The following is a 17,993-nucleotide window of genomic DNA, read 5'->3' as shown; positions in this document are numbered from 1 at the left end:
AGCGGACAGGCGGGTGCAGCCTGTGCTACGATAAAAGTAATGATCTTAGTGGAAGAGAGAGTGTGGATATGGAGCCTTTCACGCTGCGGGCGATTACGATTATTAAAGCAATTCCTGAAGGACATGTAATGACCTATGGACAAATCGCAGGGCTGGCGGGAAGTCCACGCGGAGCGCGGCAGATCGTTCGGATTCTTCATTCTATGAGTGCGAGCCAAGGACTGCCGTGGCATCGTGTTGTTAACGCACGGGGCGAGATAGCGATTAAGGACTTTGAGGGCAAGGATACACAGGCTTTCCTGCTGCGACAGGAAGGAGTTCACCTCGGTCTCGAAGGACGAATTGATTTGGAAGAGTATCAATATTGGCCGGAATAAGCGCGGAAGGGAGGTTGTGGACAGCATGAATACTTATATCAATCAGCGGGACGGGATCGTGCCGGCAGTTTGCTCGTTGGATTGCCCCGATCAGTGCGGCCTGCTGCTTCATAAGAAAGACGGCGTAATCGTGAAGGTGGAGGGCGACCCGAACCATCCGGTGACGCAGGGCAGCATTTGCAACAAAGTGCGTCATATGGGCGAGCGGCTGCATGATGCGAATCGTCTGCGCCATCCAATGAAGCGGGTCGGAGCCAAGGGCGAAGGGAAGTTCGAGCGTATCAGCTGGGAGGAAGCGATCGAGACGATCACCTCGAAGTGGAAGACGCTTGTGGCGGAGCATGGACCGGAGAGCATACTGCCGTATAGCTTCTATGGCAATATGGGACGGTTGAATGTGGAAGGGATGGACCGCCGGTTCTTCAACCGATTAGGATCGAGCCGTCTTGACCAGACGATCTGTCAGATAGCGGGCGGCGTCGGTTATTCGTACACGATGGGCGGCAGTTACGGGACGGACCCGGAAGAAACGGTGCATACGAAGCTGTTCATCATGTGGGGCATTAACGCCGTGAGTACGAATATGCATCAGGTTGTATTGGCGGAAAAGGCGCGCAAGAACGGTGCGAAGATCGTCGTAATCGACGTTCACCAGAATCAGACCGGGCGATGGGCGGATTGGTTCATTCCGATTCTACCGGGTACGGACAGCGCGTTGGCGCTTGGACTGATGCATGTACTGTTCGCTGAAGGACTCGCAGACGAGCCGTTCCTGGCGGAGTACACCATCGGGCACGAACAACTGCGCGAGCATGTCCGTGCTTACGATCCAGCGACGGTGTCTGCGATTACCGGTGTACCTGCGGATGACATTGTGAAGTTGGCGCGGATGTACGGTACCACCTCGCCGTCGCTCGTCCGAATCGGCAATGGCTTGCAGCACCACGATAACGGCGGTATGAACATACGGACGATCGTCTGCCTGCCAGCATTGACGGGCCAATGGCTGGTGCCTGGCGGCGGTGCGATAAAGGGCAATGGCGGCTTCCTGAAATTCAATACGAGTGCGCTTCAGCGCCCTGATGTGCGGAAGAACCCGGATGCGCGTCTCATTAATATGAATCAGATCGGCAGCGCCCTTCTTGAGCTGGACCCTCCGATTCGATCGCTGTTCGTCTATACGTGCAATCCGGCGATTGTGGCCCCTGAAGGGAATAAGGTTAGGGAAGGACTTGCGCGAGAGGACCTGTTCCTCGTCGTGCACGATTTGTTCCTGACAGAGACGGCGAAGTATGCAGATATTGTCCTGCCGGCGACATCTTCGTATGAGAATACAGATTTGTACACCTCGTACTGGCATCACTACGCGCATTTGCAGCAGCCGGTTATTGAGCCGTACTTCGAGAGCAAATCGAATGTAGAGATGTTCCGTCTGCTCGCGGAAGGAATGGGCTATGACGATGCGATGTTTAAGGACACGGATGCGGAGATGATCGCACAGGCGCTCGATTTTCCGGCTAATCCGTACTTGTCGAACATCGACTATGAGAAGCTGGAGCGGGAGCAGTTCGTCAAAGCGGCGGTGACAACGGATTTTGTTAAGCAGCTGCCGACGCCAAGTGGGAAGATTGAGCTGTACTCGGCTGCGATGGAGGCGGATGGCTATCCGCCGCTGCCGACCTATGTGCCGCTTGTTCATGACGGTGATTATCCGTACTTGTTCGTACCAGCGCCGAACCATAACTTCTTGAACTCGACGTTCTCCAACAACGCGAAGCATGTACGAATGGAGAAAATACCGAAGCTGTTCATGCATGCAGCGGACGCCGAAGCTTCGGAAATCGCAGATGGCGACAAAGTGCGGGTCTGGAACGACCGCGGCGAATGCGAGCTGACCGTTTCCGTCGGGGAGACGGTGCTGCGCGGCGTCGTTGTAAGCCTTGGGCTGTGGGCGGATCAGCCCGGCTCGAAGCATAACGTTAACGCGCTGACCCCGGATCGCCCCGCCGACATGGGCGGCGGCGCAACCTTCTTCTCCGGCCGCGTGAACGTGGCGCGGATGTAAGTGGTGTGAGTAAGGCGGGCAGACCGAGCAGACCGAGCAGACCGAGCAGATGATGATATCTGCTCGGCTTTTTTTGTGCTCTTTTAGATGTGGTGAGTAAAGTAGAGTGTGCAGATGCACGCGTATCCCGCAGCGCTCGACTGTAGAGGTGGATTATCGCCTCTATCGAGCGGGAAAGGTGAATTCGGGTTGGGTAGAGGTGATTTATCGCCCCTACCCAGAGGCATTGGCGGATGCAGACGAGTTAGAGGCGAAAATACGCCCCTACTTAGCGGTATCGATGCGATCGGGCGGGATAGGAGCGATTTAACACCTCTATCTGGTCACGCATGTTTGATCGTGCGCAATAGGAGTGATTTATCGCCGCTAACTACACCGTCCCCCGAACGAGCCACAGCCCCGCAATAGAGTACATAAAAGTATGCTAAGTCCCCCGAACGATCCACAGCCCCGCAATAGAGTACAAAATACCAAACGATTCAATGGCTGGAAACACAGGATGGTGTTACAATTATTTACAGTGTGGGTAGTGAATCTATAGGCGTCACCAAGCAGCAGCTGCTCGCGATAGCGGCAAGCATGAGTGAATAAGGGGGAGATCGGAATTGGCATCTTCGCAGGCGAATCGGGCGGTCAGTCAAGTACGGGCACATACCCAAGCCCAACAAACGGCACAACCTTTCAAGCTCGCAGTCGGGAATCATTATTTGACCATTTTATTTGGCGCATGGCTGATAGGCGGTGTATTCGTTGATGGGTATGCGCATAACCACGGCGTAGTCGAGACATTCTTCACGCCATGGCACGCGATACTGTATTCCGGCTTTCTCGTCTGTGCGTTATGGATGAGCTACCTTGTTTATCGGACGAAGCGTATAACGGGTATGTCCTGGCGTCTTTCCATTCCGAACGGTTATGGCGTTGGTCTCTTAGGCGCGGCCGTATTCCTAACGGGTGGGTTGTGCGATATGGCGTGGCATGTGATCTACGGAATCGAGAAGGATATCGCAGCGCTCCTCAGCCCGTCTCATCTCATGCTGCTCATCGGCGGCATTATGATTCTGTCGAGTCCATTCCGCAGTGCATGGAACGAAGAGCAGGATGCGCCAAGCTGGCGTGAATTTGCACCACCGCTGCTGTCCGTTGCGTTGACGTTATCCGTAGTGAGCTTCTTCCTTATGTATGCCTGGATGTTTCGATATAACCTTTCATCGCAGCCTGTGACGGATTGGTACCTGACGAAGTTCTACTCCGGTCATATCCAGCAAGCGAACGAGATGCGCGGCCTCTCTTATATCATCCTCAATACGATACAATACATGATTCCACTGCTTCTTCTTATCAAAAGATGGCGTCTGCCATTCGGTGCCGTCACCGTACTGTTCACCTTCGTTACGGTACTCATGAATGTGCTTGATGGCTTCGATAATGTGGCCGCAATCGTCATTGCATTCACAGCAGGCGTTGTTGGTGATCTAGCCTACCGCTGGCTGCGGCCGAATGAAGCAAGTCGATTGTGGGCGATGCGCGTCTTTGCGCTCCTCGTTCCGGCAGTGATGTGGACGTTTTATTTTGTTTGGCAGAGTGCAACGGACGGCATTGGCTGGGAGATCGAAGCATGGACAGGTGCAATCGTAAGCGCGGCGCTCGCTTCTCTGGCACTGAGCTTGCTCGCCTTCACGCCTCGACAACCGGAACGCAGGCAAGACGGCGCATGAGGCAGAACGGTCAAGGCAATCGGGCTCGCCTGCTTCTAACAGCGATTACACTGCTGTCAGCGGTACTGCTCAGCAGCGGCTGCACAACCTCTATGAGCAACGTCGATATTGATCCGCCAACGAGCGGCTTCCTTCATTACTTACAGCAGAGCAGTATGGCGAACGTATCGGATAACGGCTATCAGATACAGGCCAGCGCCATCGACGGGACAGATCGGCTCCTCAGCGGGAGCAATGAGCTGTCCATTCGTGTGTTGAATCCGTCGGGTGAGCCGGTTCAGCAGTTCGCCGAGGATATGACCAAGCTGATGCATCTCATCATCGTCAGCCGCGATCTCTCCTCCTTCCAGCATCTGCACCCGGATTATAAGGGTGACGGCCGATTCGAGGCGACGGCGGATTTTCCCGCTGGCGGGGAGTATCTGTTGATCGAGGAATTCGTACCGGACAACAAGCCGGTTACGGTGACGAAGCAGTGGATGAATGTCATTGGTGAGAAGCGGGCCTCGACAGAGCTGCGACCATCCCGGGGAACGGTACAGACGGTCGTCGATGGGCTGACTGCCACCGTATCGGCGATGCCGGACCTAGATGCAGTGAAGGCAGGACAAATGGTCATGCTGGAATACCATCTAGCAGATGCGCAGACCGGCGAACCTGCCCAGCTGGAGCCCTACCTCGGGACGGCAGGACATTGTGTTATTTTGAACGAACAGGCGGATCAATACGTGCATGTGCATGCGGTAACGGAGATGAGCAGCGGCTCTAACGTTATGTTCCACACCGAGTTTCCGGCGGCTGGCAAGTATCGTATCTGGGGACAGTTTCAGTACCAAGGGAAAGTCGTCGTCATACCGTTTGATGTCGAAGTGCAGCCATAGTGGCTGCGCTTTTTCATTTTAAGCCCACATTAATGCCATATTCAGGATAGGTTCAACTTTCCAATGTAAGCTTATCCCATTGAAATGATACATACGGACATCTAAGGGGATGATCAGGATGAATAAGCAACGCAAAGGTTTTAGAACAGTTGGTGCCAAGTTAATGCTCGTATTCGCGCTTATGCTAACGATGATGTTTGGTATCATCGGCATCGGCGTAGGACAAATGCGGATGATGCAGCAGACGTCGTCGGATATTACGGAAAAATGGATGCTGCGAAGCGTAATGGCTTCCCAGCTTAGTTATTGGACAGAACACGCAGCGGCAACGGATTTGAAGCTGTTGACAGATTCGGACCCTTCGGTGACGAGTGAATACGATACAGAGTCAGAGAATGCTTTTCAGCAGGCCACAGAGAATCTAACACGCTACAAGGAAACGCTCGACGAGACGGCAGATTCAGAGCTGATCACAGCGGCAGAGACGCTGGAGACGGAATGGAACAACTATAAGGCGCTTCACGAGCAATTCGTTACACTGGCATCTGAGGTCAGCGTGAAGGAAGGCTCTGCAGGACATGAAGCAGAGGTTGAAGCGCTGCTGCAGCAGGCGAAGTCGGCCATGGCACAAGTAACCGCGCAGACGGACAAGCTGCTCCAGGCAGGAATTGAAGGTGCGCTGGCGCAATCGGCAGAGGCAGCAACGATGACGAATCGTGCTTCAAGTATGTTATACATAAGCGGCGCAGCAGCCGGTGTAATCGGAATTGGGCTGCTTATCCTCATCATACGGAACCTGTCTCGTCCGGTTCGAGCTGTATCGGAGGCATTGCGGCAGGTAGCGGAGGGTAACCTTGCACAACATGCATTGAAGGTTCGCAATCGGGACGAGATCGGCGATCTGGTCGTATCTCTGAACATCATGACCGATCGGATGCGTACCATGCTCAGCGGCATGCAGCAGGCATCTGGTGTTGTATCTTCGGCATCGGAACAGCTGCAAGCCGGTTCACGAGAAGCGTCCCAGCGTGCTGAACAAGTCGTCGCGACCATTCAACAGGTAGCAAGTGGCTCGAGCGATCAGCTGCTGCGTGCGGAAGAGACGGAGCGGGCAATGGATGAGGTGGCCAAAGGTGTGCAGCTCATCGCTTCGACGTCATCGGAAGTATCGGAGGTTGCGGACGGGGCAGCAAGAGATGCGCAGCTAGGCGGCCAGTCGATCGAGCAGGCGATCGCGAGTGTAAACCGTGTTCATCATACGCTGGGTCAAGCCAGCGAGCATGTTGGTCAGTTGGCGCAGCGCTCCTATGACATCGTAGAGATGGCGGCACTTATTCGCGAGCTGTCGGGTCAGACGAATCTGCTTGCACTGAATGCAGCGATTGAAGCGGCACGAGCAGGCGAGCATGGCAAAGGCTTTGCAGTTGTAGCAGGCGAAGTGCGTAAGCTCGCTGAGAAATCGACGCAGACGGCTGAGCATATCGCCGGGTTGGTCGAGCAGGTGAAATCGGACACGGAGCATTCCGTGAAATGGATGAACAGCGGGTTGAAGGAAGCAAATGCGGGTATAGATGCAGTTCGCATTGCAGGCGATGCGTTCCGCAGCATTATTGCAAGTGCGGAGGATGTCGCGGATAAAATCCAAGGCGTTGCCGCAGCAGCAGAAGAAATGGCGGCGAGCTCCGAGCAGGTCACGACGGCTGCCTCGGCGGTTAATGCGATCGCGATCAGCTCGGCAAGAGGCGCTAGCAGCGTTGCGGCTGCCAGCGAGGAGCAGCTGGCCGCGATGGAAGAGACGGCTGCATCCGCAGAGGAGCTGAGCAGCGTCGCTCAGCAGCTGCGTGAAATGGCGGCATCCTATAAAGTTTAAAGTGTAGCTAACGTGGCAACATTTGTCGCATGAGGTTCGTCTGTGATGTTGTAAGCTTACGAAAGACATGGACGAAGGAGATTGATCATGAAGAAGACAATGATTAGCGCAGCGTTGGCAGTGGTACTGATGGTCCCGTTCGCAGGGCAGGCACTGGCATCCTCCCCATTCACCGATATTAGCAGCAGCACGGCCAAACAGCAGATTGAATCGCTTCAAGCACAAGGCGTTATTAGCGGTGTGAATGCATCTGAATTCCGCCCAACGGAGTCGCTGACGACGGCACAGGGTATCACGCTTATCGTTCGCAGCATGAACCTAAGTCTGGCGGCCATTGATTTCAACACGGCGCCAACGGCATCCGGCTGGTTCAAGAACGTCAGCGACGACGCTTGGTACGCGAATGATTTCATTAACGCAAAGGCAAACGGCCTTGATCTGGCAGAAGACATCGATCCGAAGGAACCGATGACACGTGAGCAGTTCGTACACTTGCTCGTACAAGGACTTGAGAAGACGGGCAACTACCCGCTGATCAAAATGTATATCAACATTACCGACGAAGCAGCTATTACGACGGAATACCAAGGAACCATCCAACGCGCGCTCCTCTACAAGCTGACCGAGCTTGATAAGGACGGTAATTTCGACCCGCAAGCGATCGTGACGCGTGCAGACGCGGCTGTACTGGTGTACAATGCAGTTAAGTTCGTAGAAACGCATCAAGAGCCGGTTGTAGAACAACCAAGTGAAGAACAACCGGTCGATGATGGCGGCTCTGCGGTCGTTGAGCTTGAATAATTAAGGCACGTACGAGAGCTGTCACGGCTCGCAGCGCAGTGAGTAGAATCTGCTGGACCATTCTGCTGCAGGCGCGGCGAGGTACAAACTCCCTCGTATCGGATAGCCTTAGATACGAAGGAGCGTGACGGTAATGCAAATAGAGGTATGGTCGGATTTCGCGTGCCCGTTCTGTTATATCGGCAAACGTCGGCTGGAGGCGGCACTGGAGAACTTCGAACACCGCGATCATATCGATGTCCACTATCGCAGCTTCGAGCTGGACCCAACAGCGAAGAAGGATTATGGACATGACGTCCACGATATGTTGGCGACGAAGTATGGCATGACGCGTGAGAAAGCGATTGAGATGAACGTGAACCTGGTACAGCAAGCATCGACAGTTGGGCTTCAGTTCAACTTCGATACGCTTGTGCTGACGAACACGTTCGATGCGCACCGGTTGTCGCACTTTGCTGGACATCATGGTAAGCGCAACGAGATGACGGAGATTCTGCTCCGCGCTTATTTCACGGATTCGAAGCATCTAGGTGACCGGGATACACTGCTGGATCTCGCGGCGGAAATTGGTCTGGATCGAGAGGAAGCGGCAGAGGCGCTCGATTCGGATCGTTTCACGGGAGCTGTACGCGATGAGGAGCGGGAAGCGAACGATCTCGGCATTCGCGGCGTACCGTTCTACGTCGTCAATCGCAAATATGCGATTTCCGGCGCTCAGTCGCCAGAAACGTTCTTGCAGGCGCTCAATCAGGCCTGGGAGGATGCAAACCCATCAAAGCTTGTGAATGCCGGCGGCGATGCGGGCGTGTGCACCGACGATGGCTGTGTAATCGATTCGGGCAGCGTGAACGCTGACGCGAAGACGAAGTAATAGTTGGTATACAGAGAGCTGTCCCTACGCACGTTGCGTGCTGGGGACAGCTTTTTGCTTGTTATTTTGTTATGAAGTGTCCTTGTTGCATTGGCCATTGTTCGACCGCAGGATACTTCGTACGCTCTCGGAGCTTGAAGCCTGCAGAACGTGCGTCTATTACGCTTGTTCATGCTGGGCAGCTCATTATTCCTGCATTTCATACAGCAATTTGACGCTGAAACTGCAAGAATGAGCAGTTTGCTCTGAAAAGGATGTATCAAATGCAGCCTTGGTAACTCAAGAAACGATAAGCGTCCGGAAAACCTGTATCAATTGCAGGCTCAGTATCATGGGGAGACGATGTTCATTCGTAAAACCTGTATAGTATATAGGCCTTAAAGCGGGCGGTGCCGAGGATATCGTCTCCGGCCATACTAGATTGCATTCAACCATAGCGATCCCAGGTCTCCGAGCGACAGTACAATCCCTAGCACATCACATCACGTCTCAACTCACCATGCCGCACCGCACCGCAATAATAGCCTTGCTACTTCTGCATCTCCTGCCGATTACATCGTCCTTACCGCATCCCTCCGACCATACAAGTGCCGACCGCTAACGTACCGACCAACGTGCCGATCCGTTTGGAGCGCTAGAGGTGAACAATCACCTTTAGACAGTCCGTTTATCTCATGGGGGACCGATAGGAGCGGAAAACCGCCTCTAACTAATCATGTTAGCGCACACGGAGCAGGTAGGAGCGGAAAACCGCCTCTAACTAATCGTGTTAGCGTACACGATTCAGGTAGGAGCGGAAAACCGCCTCTAACTAATCATGTTAGCGTACACGATGCAGGTAGGAGCGGAAAACCGCCTCTAACTAATCGTGTTAGCGCACACGGAGCAGGTAGGAGCGGAAAACCGCCTCTAACTAATCGTGTTAGCGCACACGGAGCAGGTAGGAGCGGAAAACCGCCTCTAACCCCTCGCCGAACCGACCCTATCTCGTTGTACCGACCATCCCCAGCACATGCGTCGCTCCCGTCGCCCACCGCCCAACACATAAAATCCCGCCGCTTGGACATGGTAGCAAGGAGGGCAATCATACGGTACGAGGAGGTGTCAACGATGGGAAGAAGGAATCGTAATCGGCTGCTCGTGCCTGGCGCACGGCAGGGGATGGATGCATTCAAGGCGGATGTGATGAAGCAGGAAGGTTATGCGGTCGATCCAAGCCGGCCTGACGATGTGAAGTTTGAGGTGGCGCAGTCGCTTGGCGTGCCGTTATCGCATGGCGACAACGGCAACCTGACGACGGAGGACGCAGGCCGCGTCGGCGGCAAAATCGGCGGATCGATGGTTCGCGAGATGATCCGCCTCGCGCAGCAGCGTTTGTCGGGCGAGTCGAACGAATAGAGAGACGGCAGCGCGCTGCTGCTTCTATGCCGCGGACGGCGAATCCGTCAGCCGCGGCATTGGCCATTCTAAACGCAAAAGCAGCATCGCCGTTATCGGACGATGCTGCTTTTTATACATAACGCTATTATTTCACCATGTACTTGAGAACGTCGTCCATGATTTGTTGGCCTGCGATGTCGCCGCTGTACAGCCAGCTGCTCGATCTAGGGAGCTCGTATACATTACCTGCTTTAACCGCTTTGAGGTTCTTCCAGATTGCGTCGTTCTTCACTGTTTCGGATGCTGCTGCGTCGCTGTTCACGAGGAAGATATGATCAGCATCAAGGTCAGCGAGCTTCTCGAGCGAGATTTTGTTCCAATTGGCCTTCTGATCAGCAGGGAGTTCAGCAACAACATTAGGGATCTTTACGCCCAGATCGTTGTAGAGGATGCTGCCGCTCGCCTTCGTCTCGTCAACGATGTAGAACGTGTTCGATACGAACCACAGTACCGCTGCGGATTGGTCCGCTGCGGATGCTGCCAGCTTCGCCTTAACGTCTGCTGCCTTCGCGTCGTATGCTGCGAGTGCTGTGGTAACTTCATCGGATTTGTTCAACAGCTCGCCGATCTTCGTCAGCGCTGCGCGCCAGTCGTTGTTGATGGCATCGCCAAGCACATACGTTGGAGCGATTTTCGAATATTGATCGTACAGGTCGTTCTGAACGGACGACTCGGAACCGATGATGATCAGGTCAGGCGCAAAGCTTGCCACTTGCTCAACTGGCAGGTCATAACCGATCGTTGGCACGCCTTCGAGGCCGCTTGCTTGCAGGTAATCTTGAATGCCGTTCGCTACCGACCATTGCGCAACTGGCTTCACGCCGAGCGTAGCAAGATGGTCTTCGAGGTACGAAGCGAGAACCTTTTGCGGATTAGCAGGGATCGTAACTTCATGACCCATTGCGTCCGTAACGACTTTCTCTGTCGCTTCGTCTGTTGCTGGCTGCTCGTCCGCTGCACCTGTCGACGTTTCTGTCTTCGTGCTTTCGTCCGTGCTTTCCGACTTCGAATCGCTGCCGCATGCCGACAGGAACATCGCCAGAATAAGGATGCTCATGAGTACAATACCAAGTTTGCCTTGCTTCTTCATTGTGTGGTCCCCCTGAGGTTCATATTTAGTCCTTAAATCGCGACAAACGCGATTGGATATACCGTTATCGATCAAATCACTATGCCTCATAATAATGAGAATGAATCTCAATGTCAAGGTGAAAAGGCGTCAAAACGGACGGGAATCAGGGGGTTGGTTTAACTTACCACACAATCGCCATATTAAAGCGTTTTCTTGGCGATCTGGTCTTGCAGCGTCATGCCTGGGTGGAACAGCAGCTCATCTTGCAGCGCGTTCGATTTGGCGGACATCGACTCAACAGCGAGCTTGTAGATCATCGTGCGGCTCCCGAGTGAGGAACGATGCTTGTCGAGATGCTGAGCAGCTAGCGGCTTATTGTAGAAGCCAGGCATGTACTTGTCGATCATCGCTTGCATGACCGACGTCGCTTCCTCAAGCGTATCCACGGTCGACAAGCGGCCGAACAGCATCACGCTCATGTAGGCAGTGTCGATGTGAGCGGGAACAGGGGAAGTAAGCGTGCCGTACGATTGGCTTACCGTAAAGCAGCCGCGTGCATTGCGTTGCATGTAGTCGACCTTCCTGCCTTCGGCTGCTCCGTGAAAATAAATCGCGTTCTCCCTCCATACAAAATTAAGTGGAACAACGTACGGGGTATCATCTGCAGACAAGCCGAGAAACCCCTTCTCCGCATGCTCTAGAAAATGTTGAATGGCAGACTCCTCGGTACACTCGCGCAGCTTCAGGCGAATGGAAGAATACATAGCAAGCAGCCCCTTTCGAATTGGAAATATGTTAGAATTCATATTAACGGTCAATTGACCATGTTGAAATGGACAGAAATCAATTATTGTATAGGGTCAGATAATGGGGCTGTGTGATGATGGAATTGACGCCAATGCTGGATCGAACAAGCGAAGAGCCGATGTACATGCAGCTGTACCGATATATTCGAGGGCGTATGGAGAACGGAACGATCGAGGCAGGAGAGCGACTGCCGTCGATCCGGGCGCTTAGTCTACATCTTCATGTGAGCAAAATAGCGATCGAAGCCGCGTATCAGCAGCTTATTGCGGAGGGCTACGTCGAGAGCAGAGAGCGCAGCGGCCTGCGAGCGCTGCCGCTGGAGCGGGTTCCGCAGGCAGCGCACAGCGGAGCTGTGGCACAAGCTGAGGGCGCCGCCGATATTGCGCGGCCGCGCGTTCATTCGCCTGCTGCGCCGCAGGCGGGGGCATCGTCGCCATCCGTGCAACAGAGGCGAGTTACGGCGGCAGCTTCGCTAGACACGGACACAACAAGCGCAAGCACCAGTACTAGTGCAAGCGCCAGTGCCAATGCTCCAGAAGCCGCACAGCCGCCGTCCTTGGAACAAGCGGTGACGCTGCATCACGGCATCGACTTTGATTTTCAATACGGTCACATCGAGGTGGAACGCTTCTCGATTAAGGCGTGGCGCAGCGCGATGCAGACCGCGCTCGATTACGAGCTGCACGAGGTGTTCGGATATGGCGACCCGCAGGGCGATAAGGGACTGCGTACGGAGATCGCCCGCTATCTCGGGCAGTCGAGGGGCGTGAATTGTAGGCCGGAGCAGATCGTGATGACAGCAGGGACGCAGCAGTCGATCTCACTGCTGTGCCGGCTGCTGCCGCTCGCCGGCCGCAGAGTTGCTATGGAGGAGCCGGGCTACCACGGCACGCGGACGGTGCTCTTGGATCATGGCTGCAAGCTGCTCCCGATTCCCGTAGAGCCGGATGGCATCTCAATAGCAGAGCTTGCCGCACAAGGTGAGGGCGTGTCGGCCGTCTACGTGACGCCTTCGCACCAGTTTCCAATGGGCGGCGTGTTGACCGTTCATAAACGTCAGCAGCTGCTGCAATGGGCAGCGGATTGCGATGCCTATATTCTAGAGGATGATTACGACAGCGAGTTTCGTTATCAGGGGCAGCCGATTCCTGCGCTGCAGGCACTTGACCATGAAGGACGCGTCATCTATCTCGGCACGTTGTCCAAATCATTCCTCCCTGGCATACGGATGAGCTATATCGTCATGCCGGAAGGGCTTGCCGGACCGGCTATGCGGGAGCATCTTGCCCGCTACAGCTCGCCGGTATCGCCGCTGCTGCAGCGGGCGTTGCGTCATTTTATGCAAGAGGGCCATATGGAACGGCATGTGCGGCGGATGCGCAGGCTGTATCAGGGGAAGCATCGGCAGCTGATTCACTCGCTGCAGACGCATATGGGGGATCGCGTGAGTATTATCGGGCAGAAGGCGGGATTGCATCTGCTGTTGGATGTGCATGGGCGAAGCCGCAGTGAGCTGATCCCGTTGGCTGAAGCGGAAGGTATTCGCGTCTATTCACCTGCAGACCAGTGGGGAGATCGTACGGCATGCCCGGATTCGCTCCTTATTCTTGGATTCGGCGGATTGCAAGAGAAGATGATGGACACGGCTGTTCGGCGGCTTGCCGATTGCTGGTTTGGTTCATAGAAAATGAGGGTGAACGCACGTGAGATCGTGCTTTCACCCTCGTTCTATTTTTCGCCCAATAGGAGGTTACTAGTCTAACAGCTCTGACCCATACTGCTGGAACAATTGCTGCAGCGTCTCTGGATCTCGCTGCTCCAAGCGGTGAATCGCTTCGATGAGCGGATGGACCTGCCCCTGCATGATGATAAGATAGCGGGTCGTCTCCGCGGAGGGGTGGTCCTCCTCGTAGTACCTTTTATTACTGAATGAATCCACCTCCAGAAGCCTGAACCTGTCGCAGAATTGAAGCTCCTTGATCAATCCATATACGAGGAGCACAAGGGCCGCCCATGGCTATCGTCGTATCCGTGATGAATTGTTCAATCAGGGCCATCTGGTAAATCACAAAGGGTCCAACGTATTTATGAAAGTGTTAGGTTTGAAAACTGTAGTACGCATGAAGAATAATCGTTCTTTTAAAGGAACAGTCGGTAAAATTGCACCTAACGTTCTCGATCGAAACTTCCATGCTATCAAACCAAATCAGAAGTAGTTACAGATATTACCGAGTTCAAACTGTATCGCTCTCCCGTTCTGACTTATGTAATGGTGAAATCATCACTTATACAGTTGGATATCGCCTAACGTACTGAGAAGCTGGAACAAGCATTTAATTGCTTATCTACTGATGACAAGCCCCTCCCTGATCAAGGGTGGCACTACCAGATGAAGCCGTATCAGCAAGTCTTAAAGGAAATAGGAACTACCCAGAGTCTTCAGGCAAGAGTTGGCACGATACATGGGCTACTGCAATAACTTCAAAATTAGCTGAATTTCTGAAAAGAATGAACAGACAAGATTTGTTTGTTATTTCATTGTTTAACTAATGTCCCCCAATAGAAATTACTCTTATCTAGGATGGAATCAAGTGCTTCTTTAACAGTGATTGACCCACTCAATACCTCATTGAACTCATTTTCAGCAATTTCACTCACATGAATTAACAGATCTTCAGGCATGTTTAACATATCAGAGTATAAATTATTTGAAAAGTTAATATTATTATCGAATAGGGACATATATAGTTGAAGCTTTGGGTCTAGAGAGGTGGGCTTTAATGCTGGAATCTCTTTTTTTGCAAGGATTATCGCTTGAATATCTTTACCTAAAAGCTCACGTAGCACATTTATTAAGAAATCTTCGTTATGAGCCCCAGCTCTTATTGCAAGATATTCATTGGAATTTGATGGGGCCGCTCTTTGGCCAAGAGAATTATTAGGGATTAGGGTGAAATCCCATTTAAAAGGAATTTGATCATTATTACTCATCAGTTGACCAATATATGAATCATCACCAATTGTCATGGCAGCTTTTCCTTGGGTAAATAAATCACCACTTTGAGGGTTTGGAAAACTTGTGTAAGAAAGTGATTTGCTTTGAATTAGCTTAATTATCTCGCTTGCAACACTTTCCCAGCTAGTAGAATTAATGAGTAATTGTTTTTTGTTTATATCGGCTAATTTAAGTCCATCTGAATTTGCAAATGCTAATATTGTACCCCAGACACTACCGCTTCCAATTGCTAACCCCAACTCTCCCTTATCGATATCAGTTAGTAGGGTTATAGTATCAGAAATACTCTTCAAGCTAGAATAGTTGCTTTCTAACTCAATTCCCTTCTCTTTAAAACGGTCCATATTTCTTATGATAAATTGAGAATGGAATGAGGTAGCAACTCCTAGTAGTTTCCCATCACTGGAAGTTCCTCTTTCTAAAACCCCCAAATTTATGTCGCTAATTTTTAAGTTATCACCTTCAAGCCGAGTAGATAAGTCGAGGAAGATATTCTTATCTAGGAATTTTTGAAAGAATTGTTCTTGCAAGATAATTAAATCGGGTTCCTTATTAACAATCATTTTGTTAATTAAGTCAGTAGGTGATTTGCCATTCACAAAAGCGTCTTGCAGAGTAATAACTTCGAAAGTAGTATCTGGAAATTTTCTTTTTAATATTTCACCATAATTGTCATCAAAATATTGTTGGTTCCAAACCAGAACTTTTATACTTTTTGGATTATTATCTATGTTTATACTATCTGTACACGCTGTTAGTGCTAATGCGAAAACTAAAAAAAAGAACAATTTATTCAAAAATATCCACTCCCTGTAAAATTTTAGGTTGATCACGATTCTAGTATATGATGATCTTTATTCGCCCCCTTTTATGGAAAATTATATCACAATTTATCGTGAGGTGGAAATCGCATTGAAAAGAGCACTAGTAATCCTAGCAATATCCATGTTGTTTACAACAACAGCTAATGCCGCAAGCACTGTTAATGGTACTTCTAGCGGTGGAACACTTGGTAAAACAACAGTTAGCGGCAATGTAGCCGCAGAGAAAGGTGTAGTAGGATTTATAATTGATAGTGCAAGTGCTAAAACAACTAGCATTTCAATTGGAACTGTAGGTGCGGGAGTTGTTATGCACTATGCCACAACTTCTAGTGGTGATAACACAGTGAGTGACTATGATATTCAAAATAACGCTCTTAGTGCAAATGCATGGATCTCTGCAACAACTAACTATGGGACATATGCTACTGGTGGGCACACATACAGTAGTACACAATACGGTTCCTGGTCTGGATCTACAAGCCAAAATTTCTAAAATAATAAACCTTGGAGCGGGGGCCCAAGGTTTATTTTCATCGAGGTGATAATCATAAAAGATACTAAAGTAAGGTATGTTAAAACAGGAATAACATTAACATTGATAGTAATAATTGTTGCTATCTCCATCCTTCAACAAAGAACTACAGAGTCTACTACAAAAGTTCAGCAACTTGAACATAGTAATAAACAAATTGTCGATAGAAGTAGTTTTAATCATAAAATTGCACTGAGAGAAAACCAGTTCCCCGATAAAGAAATAATGGCATATGGATTTGGATTGAGGCTTTATAATTCCAAAGGTGATTTTATGGTTCAGGAAACTATACAACTAGACGGTAGCAATTATATTTATGCTTCTATAGTAAATTCTACAGACAAGGAATCTGAGATAGGAATTCTTCTTGTAATAGATGGAATCCCGCAACGTTTTTTTGTCGATCAACAAACAGACTCAGATTATATATTTAGACTGAGTCTTCAATCTAACTCGTTAGTTAATATTCCATTCCTTGCAAAGAGTTTGGAGATTAGCAATGGCAATAATCACACATTGTCTATTGTTATGTTGTACGATCTTGAGAAAATGCCTAATCCTACTCAACCATATATTGATTTTTATACGAATACACTTATTAAGCAGGTGACATTTTCAAAGAATATTAATATTAAATCTAGAGTAAGCTTAGAGTTTAAAGATAAGTCAGAAAAAAATATGATCACTTCACCAGGAAGAGGTGTGACTACAAAAATAAATATTCCTCATAAAGAATTAAATTATAATTCATCAAACCAAATTCTCAAGATGGTAGACAGCTCTAAGAGAATTGTAATTTCAAACCGTGCACCAGTCGGTACTTATTCAAGCATCTTGCTAATTGACAATAAACCTGTAACTGTTGACGATAGGCTGAATTACTATTGGAAGAGTAATGGTGTAGATCATATATCTATATTCGGTCTTAATTTAAAAGATGAATTCCAAACGGGGGACCATTCATTATTTCAAATCACAATTCCCGTAAGTGTGTATATTCCATACACCTATGGTTCTTCAAAACAAGTATTAAGCATTCAAGATTAATTTTTCAAAGCAATGGTACAAGAAAGTGAATATCGCATTGATGAGTGTTCTATTCGTGAAGCATAGATTAAATACATAATCTAACTGTTGGGTGCCGGTAAGTCTCAACTGATAATATTAAATGTCTAGATCATAGCCCTTAGGAGACTGCTGCAAAAGTCATGCTTTGAAGGATCCATCCAACTTTGTAGAGAGTTATAAAATGTCTCCCCTACCTCAAAACGAGCCTTAGAATCGATTCTAGCGGCTCGTTTTTTTGGTTCACTTAAGTTGGCATTCCGAATGAGCACGTTTGCAGCATTCCCCATTAGAAGTGCTTTTTATAGTGGTTTTGGTCTCGGTCGTAACTATTGCTCCCATCGAATTCGGGTGATTCTGAGCAGCAGTTGCATACCGCCGCATAATAAGATTGCCATGGTGGACTGTTGGAACAACAGAGGTAATTCTAACGTTTAATTATAGAATGTAACCGCACGTGAGATCGTGCTTTCACCCTCGTTCTATTTTTCGCCCAATAGGAGGTTACTAGTCTAACAGCTCTGACCCATACTGCTGGAACAATTGCTGCAGCGTCTCTGGATCTCGCTGCTCCAAGCGGTGAATCGCTTCGATGAGCGGATGGACCTGCCCCTGCATGATGATAAGATAGCGGGTCGTCTCCGCGGAGGGGTT

At 50.4% G+C, this 17,993-nt stretch carries 16 protein-coding genes and 1 pseudogene; 13 read left to right on the top strand and 4 right to left on the bottom strand.

The window, feature by feature from the left end; genetic code table 11:
• Positions 1-68 precede the first annotated feature (68 nt).
• The 9 genes from DFQ01_RS01475 to DFQ01_RS01440 all read left to right on the top strand — a co-directional run bounded on the left by DFQ01_RS01475 (position 69) and on the right by DFQ01_RS01440 (position 9,981).
• Positions 69-377, top strand: coding sequence for an MGMT family protein (locus tag DFQ01_RS01475; RefSeq protein WP_110042098.1), 309 nt, complete (start codon positions 69-71; stop codon positions 375-377).
• A gap of 25 nt (positions 378-402) precedes the next feature.
• Positions 403-2,442, top strand: a complete 2,040-nt coding sequence (locus DFQ01_RS01470) for a molybdopterin-containing oxidoreductase family protein (RefSeq protein ID WP_110042097.1) — start codon at positions 403-405, stop codon at positions 2,440-2,442.
• A gap of 106 nt (positions 2,443-2,548) precedes the next feature.
• The gene (locus DFQ01_RS30790) at positions 2,549-2,752 is read left to right on the top strand and encodes a hypothetical protein (RefSeq protein WP_146216826.1); all 204 of its coding nucleotides are present in this window, start codon (positions 2,549-2,551) and stop codon (positions 2,750-2,752) included.
• Positions 2,753-3,047: 295 nt separating this feature from the next.
• Positions 3,048-4,160 carry a hypothetical protein gene (locus tag DFQ01_RS01465; protein WP_110042096.1) on the top strand — a complete coding sequence of 371 codons (1,113 nt, stop codon included), beginning with the start codon at positions 3,048-3,050 and terminating at the stop codon, positions 4,158-4,160.
• Entirely contained in the window at positions 4,061-5,041 is a 981-nt protein-coding gene (locus tag DFQ01_RS01460; RefSeq protein WP_146216825.1) for a hypothetical protein, read from the top strand. Before DFQ01_RS01465 ends, DFQ01_RS01460 begins: the two co-directional genes overlap by 100 nt.
• Positions 5,042-5,159: 118 nt before the next feature.
• Positions 5,160-6,911, top strand: a complete 1,752-nt coding sequence (locus tag DFQ01_RS01455; protein WP_174812887.1) for a methyl-accepting chemotaxis protein — start codon at positions 5,160-5,162, stop codon at positions 6,909-6,911.
• Between the two features lie 87 nt (positions 6,912-6,998).
• Positions 6,999-7,712 (top strand): S-layer homology domain-containing protein, encoded by a 714-nt coding sequence (locus DFQ01_RS01450; protein ID WP_174812886.1) that lies wholly within the window; start codon positions 6,999-7,001, stop codon positions 7,710-7,712.
• 133 nt (positions 7,713-7,845) lie between these two features.
• A complete protein-coding gene (locus DFQ01_RS01445) occupies positions 7,846-8,583 on the top strand; it encodes a DsbA family oxidoreductase (RefSeq protein ID WP_110042093.1) in 738 nt (245 codons plus the stop codon).
• Positions 8,584-9,693: 1,110 nt separating this feature from the next.
• Entirely contained in the window at positions 9,694-9,981 is a 288-nt protein-coding gene (locus DFQ01_RS01440) for an alpha/beta-type small acid-soluble spore protein (RefSeq protein WP_110042092.1), read from the top strand.
• A 127-nt stretch (positions 9,982-10,108) separates the two neighbouring features.
• On the opposite strand, the gene DFQ01_RS01435 is transcribed toward DFQ01_RS01440, so the two are convergent.
• Entirely contained in the window at positions 10,109-11,113 is a 1,005-nt protein-coding gene (locus tag DFQ01_RS01435) for an ABC transporter substrate-binding protein (protein ID WP_110042091.1), read from the bottom strand.
• Between the two features lie 182 nt (positions 11,114-11,295).
• Positions 11,296-11,859, bottom strand: coding sequence for a pyridoxamine 5'-phosphate oxidase family protein (locus DFQ01_RS01430; protein WP_174812885.1), 564 nt, complete (start codon positions 11,857-11,859; stop codon positions 11,296-11,298).
• Between the two features lie 116 nt (positions 11,860-11,975).
• On the opposite strand from DFQ01_RS01430, the gene pdxR reads away from it, so the two are divergent.
• Positions 11,976-13,586 (top strand): MocR-like pyridoxine biosynthesis transcription factor PdxR, encoded by a 1,611-nt coding sequence (gene pdxR / locus DFQ01_RS01425; RefSeq protein ID WP_110042089.1) that lies wholly within the window; start codon positions 11,976-11,978, stop codon positions 13,584-13,586.
• A gap of 69 nt (positions 13,587-13,655) precedes the next feature.
• Here pdxR and DFQ01_RS01420 read toward each other — a convergent pair whose 3' ends face one another.
• Complete coding sequence (locus DFQ01_RS01420) at positions 13,656-13,841, bottom strand: hypothetical protein (protein WP_146216824.1); 186 nt, start codon at positions 13,839-13,841, stop codon at positions 13,656-13,658.
• A 6-nt stretch (positions 13,842-13,847) separates the two neighbouring features.
• Between DFQ01_RS01420 and DFQ01_RS31465 the strand changes: the two are divergent.
• Positions 13,848-14,351: pseudogene (locus tag DFQ01_RS31465) on the top strand (DDE-type integrase/transposase/recombinase); the annotation flags it as partial.
• Positions 14,352-14,437: 86 nt separating this feature from the next.
• Here DFQ01_RS31465 and DFQ01_RS01415 read toward each other — a convergent pair.
• Positions 14,438-15,715, bottom strand: a complete 1,278-nt coding sequence (locus tag DFQ01_RS01415) for an ABC transporter substrate-binding protein (protein ID WP_174812884.1) — start codon at positions 15,713-15,715, stop codon at positions 14,438-14,440.
• 115 nt (positions 15,716-15,830) lie between these two features.
• Between DFQ01_RS01415 and DFQ01_RS30785 the strand changes: the two genes are divergently transcribed.
• Positions 15,831-16,235, top strand: coding sequence for a hypothetical protein (locus DFQ01_RS30785; RefSeq protein WP_146216823.1), 405 nt, complete (start codon positions 15,831-15,833; stop codon positions 16,233-16,235).
• Between the two features lie 102 nt (positions 16,236-16,337).
• Positions 16,338-17,321, top strand: a complete 984-nt coding sequence (locus DFQ01_RS01410) for a hypothetical protein (RefSeq protein ID WP_110042086.1) — start codon at positions 16,338-16,340, stop codon at positions 17,319-17,321.
• Positions 17,322-17,993 lie beyond the last annotated feature (672 nt).

The sequence above is a fragment of the Paenibacillus cellulosilyticus genome (assembly GCF_003182255.1).
In the GTDB taxonomy this organism is placed as follows: domain Bacteria; phylum Bacillota; class Bacilli; order Paenibacillales; family Paenibacillaceae; genus Paenibacillus_T; species Paenibacillus_T cellulosilyticus.
Note: the sequence above shows the minus strand (reverse complement) of the source record. Positions and strands in the feature narration are given on the sequence as shown.

Coding starts and splice junctions, on each gene's coding strand:
- DFQ01_RS01470 (WP_110042097.1), top strand. CDS start 403: ATGAATACTTATATCAATCAGCGGGACGGGATCGTGCCGGCAGTTTGC.
- pdxR (WP_110042089.1), top strand. CDS start 11,976: ATGATGGAATTGACGCCAATGCTGGATCGAACAAGCGAAGAGCCGATG.
- DFQ01_RS01435 (WP_110042091.1), bottom strand. CDS start 11,113: ATGAAGAAGCAAGGCAAACTTGGTATTGTACTCATGAGCATCCTTATT.
- DFQ01_RS01445 (WP_110042093.1), top strand. CDS start 7,846: ATGCAAATAGAGGTATGGTCGGATTTCGCGTGCCCGTTCTGTTATATC.
- DFQ01_RS01440 (WP_110042092.1), top strand. CDS start 9,694: ATGGGAAGAAGGAATCGTAATCGGCTGCTCGTGCCTGGCGCACGGCAG.
- DFQ01_RS01430 (WP_174812885.1), bottom strand. CDS start 11,859: ATGTATTCTTCCATTCGCCTGAAGCTGCGCGAGTGTACCGAGGAGTCT.
- DFQ01_RS01460 (WP_146216825.1), top strand. CDS start 4,061: ATGGACAGGTGCAATCGTAAGCGCGGCGCTCGCTTCTCTGGCACTGAG.
- DFQ01_RS01475 (WP_110042098.1), top strand. CDS start 69: ATGGAGCCTTTCACGCTGCGGGCGATTACGATTATTAAAGCAATTCCT.
- DFQ01_RS01450 (WP_174812886.1), top strand. CDS start 6,999: ATGAAGAAGACAATGATTAGCGCAGCGTTGGCAGTGGTACTGATGGTC.
- DFQ01_RS01455 (WP_174812887.1), top strand. CDS start 5,160: ATGAATAAGCAACGCAAAGGTTTTAGAACAGTTGGTGCCAAGTTAATG.